Source organism: Micromonospora parastrephiae (genome assembly GCF_016802865.1).
Taxonomy (GTDB): Bacteria; Actinomycetota; Actinomycetes; order Mycobacteriales; family Micromonosporaceae; genus Micromonospora; species Micromonospora parastrephiae.
On the sequence record NZ_JAEVHM010000355.1, the window covers coordinates 1 to 2801 of the forward strand.

Annotated in this window: 2 protein-coding genes and 1 pseudogene; 2 read left to right on the forward strand and 1 reads right to left on the reverse strand. The window is 75.6% G+C overall.

The annotated features are described in order from the left end of the window. Both JNW91_RS30875 and JNW91_RS30880 read left to right on the forward strand, forming a co-directional pair. Nucleotides 1-599 (forward strand): annotated as a pseudogene (locus tag JNW91_RS30875) (ABC transporter); the annotation flags it as partial. A 56-nt stretch (nucleotides 600-655) separates the two neighbouring features. After that, entirely contained in the window at nucleotides 656-1879 is a 1224-nt protein-coding gene (locus JNW91_RS30880; protein ID WP_203178986.1) for a hypothetical protein, read from the forward strand. Nucleotides 1880-1934: 55 nt separating this feature from the next. Here JNW91_RS30880 and JNW91_RS30885 read toward each other — a convergent pair whose 3' ends face one another. Continuing rightward, on the reverse strand, nucleotides 1935-2555 hold the full coding sequence (locus tag JNW91_RS30885; RefSeq protein WP_203178987.1) for a phosphatase PAP2 family protein: 621 nt from the start codon (nucleotides 2553-2555) through the stop codon (nucleotides 1935-1937). Nucleotides 2556-2801: the final 246 nt, after the last annotated feature.

Here is a 2801-nt window from a genome sequence, read left to right on the forward strand (position 1 = left end):
CCGACCCGGCGGAGAGCCTCGTCGCGGCCACCTCGGTACCGGACCCGACGGCCGCACAGCGCTCCGCGCTCGGTCTGGCGATCCGCGCGGTGGCCGACCGGGCCGCCGCCGACCTGCCCGCGGCCTGGCCGACGGCGGTCACCTCCGCCGCCCGGTCCCGCCTCGGCGACCTGCCGGACGCGTTGGACCGCACGATCGCCGGCACCGACCTCGGTCTGGACCGTCGACCGCTGTGGTGGCGTGTCGTCGGCGGCGCGCAGTGGCTGGTCACCCTGGCCGCCGTGGTCGGGTTGGGTTGGCTGGTGCTCGGCTACGCGCTGCGGGTGCTCGGCCTGCCCGCGCTGGACAACCCGATGGTCGGGCAGGTGCCGCTGCCCACGGTCCTGCTGCTCGGCGGGCTGCTGGCCGGGCTGCTGGTGGCCGCGCTGACCCGGCCGGTGGTGCGCTGGGCCGCCCGGCGGGCCCGCTCCCGCGCGGACCAGCGGTTGACGGCCCAGGTCGCCCGGGTGGGCGAGGAGTACGTGCTCGCCCCGGTGCGGATCGTGCTCGCCTCGTACGCGCAGGCACGTGACGCGCTGCGCGACGCCGCCCGCCGGTGACGCCCCCACGGCTCGCTACCGCTCTGCGTACCGGCTGAGCGGCGTAGGGTCGGAGCATGGCCACGCCTCAGACCCCCTACGACGCGGTGCTGCACGCCGCACGCGACGTGACCAAGCTGGAGTCCGCGCTGGACGCCGAGATGCTCGGCAGCGCCCTGCTGGGCAGCGTCTACGCGATCGCGGAAACCGACCGGGACACCGCCGTACGGGAGTTCGTCACCGGGTTCCTCGCCGCCACCGCCCGTCGTCGGATCGCGTCGGCGACCACCATCCGGCAGGTCTTCGCCGCGCTCGTCCCCACCGCCGGAGGCACCGAGCGGGTGCGCCCGGGCAGCCAGGCGCCCGCCTGGACAGGTCAGCTCGGCCAGGTGCACCTGACCGGCAGCTGGGCGTACGGCGACGTGTACGGCGACCAGACCTCCTACCTCGCCACCTTCGCCTACGACGACGCGGCCGGTGGCTCGGAGCACGCGCTGGTGGCCCTCGTGGACCACAACATCGGGATCACCAAGGACATCTTCGTCGGAGGGCCCGCGGAGCGGATCCTGGACCAGGTCCGGCAGATGTGCGCGGACGACGAACTGACCTGGTTCCGTACCGAGGACCCGGCCCGCCTGCGCGGCGAGGTGGCCCGGCACCTGGCGGTCACCGACGAGCTGAGCGAGCTGCCCGGCGAGGGCTCCCTCGCCACCGATCGGGCGCTGGTCGGCGCTCGGCTGGCGCTGCTGCCCACCGCCGCCGACCCGACCGGCCCGACCGAGGTCGAGCCGCTGTCCGCCGCCGAACGCACCGACCTGGTGCGGCGGTTCCTGGCCGCGCCGGAGGCCGCCCGCTTCGGGCTGGACGCCGTGGACGGCCCGGAGCTGGCCTCGCTGCACTTCTGCCTGAGCCTGCTGCTGGACCATTCGGCGACCTTCCCGGACGCCGACCCGATGCGGTGGAGCCCCGCGGTGTCCGGGCTCTTCCTGCTCGACTGGGTGCACCGCCGCGCGGTGCTGGACATGGACGACGCGGCGATGCTGCCCCGGGTCCTGCGCGCCTGGGCACGGTACGCGTCGCGCCAGCGCGGCCTGCCCGAGGCGGCCGCGGCGCGGACCGACGACGCGATCGAGGAGATGGTGCCGGAGTTCGCCCGGCTCTACTCGACAGGTGAGCGGCGCAGCCCGGCCACGGCGGCGGTGGCGCAGTTGATGGCCGACGGGGTGGACCCGGACGACCCGGCCGCGCTGGACGCCTGGATCGAGGCGAACCGGCACCGCCTCGCCGACGACGGCGCCTGACGGTCTTCCCGGGCGCACGGCACCTCGCCGCCGCCCGGGACCGGACCGACCCCGCTCAGCGCAGCAGGCCGAAGACCACGCCGCCGACCAGCGCGCCGAATGTCCCGCCGGCCAGCACCTGCGGCACGGTGTGGTCCCGTAACCGCACCCGGGACCAGCCGACCACGGCCAGCAGCGGCGCGGCGAAGAGCAGCCGGCTGCCGAAGATCAGCGCCAGGATGACCAGCGTGCCGGCGGCGACCGCCGAGTGGATCGACATCTTCCACCAGTGGCTGACCGTGACGGCCACGACAAGGCCGACCAGCCCGGCGACCCCCAGCGCCAGCACCGGACGGGGAGCGCCGAGCACGGCGAGCAGCGCGAGCCCCGCGGTGACCGAACCGAGGCCGATCAGCAGGGGCACTCTGCGCTGCTCCCGACGGCCGACGTGGTGGTCGGTGAGCCGGCCGCGTCGTACCCCGCCGACGATGTAGGCGAACGGGATGCCGGTGACGAAGAGGGTGGCGAGCAGACCCCATGCCAGGCCGTGACCGGTACGCGGGGCGCTGTGCCAGCTCACCGTGAAGATCAGCAGCGACACCAGGACGGCCGGCGCGGTCAGCTCGGTGACCAGCCGGGCCACCCGCAGCCCCGGGCCGGGCCGGGTGACCGGGCGGAGTTTCGCACCGCCGCCCACGCCACCCCCTCCGGTACGCGCCTACCCCGAACACCGCCGGCGCCGGATGGGCCGCGCCTGATCGTCACCGTACCGCCGGGGACAGCCTTGGGTACGTCGGTCGGGGGAGCGGCGAAGGGCTGACCGAGGGTGTCCTCGGACCCCCGGTGGGCGTCTGTGCGGACGGGCGGGCCGGCGCGTCGGGAGTGGAGGACGGCGGGGGGCGTGGTGGCCGGCTCGGACCGGGTGCTGGTCGGCACGGCCGTC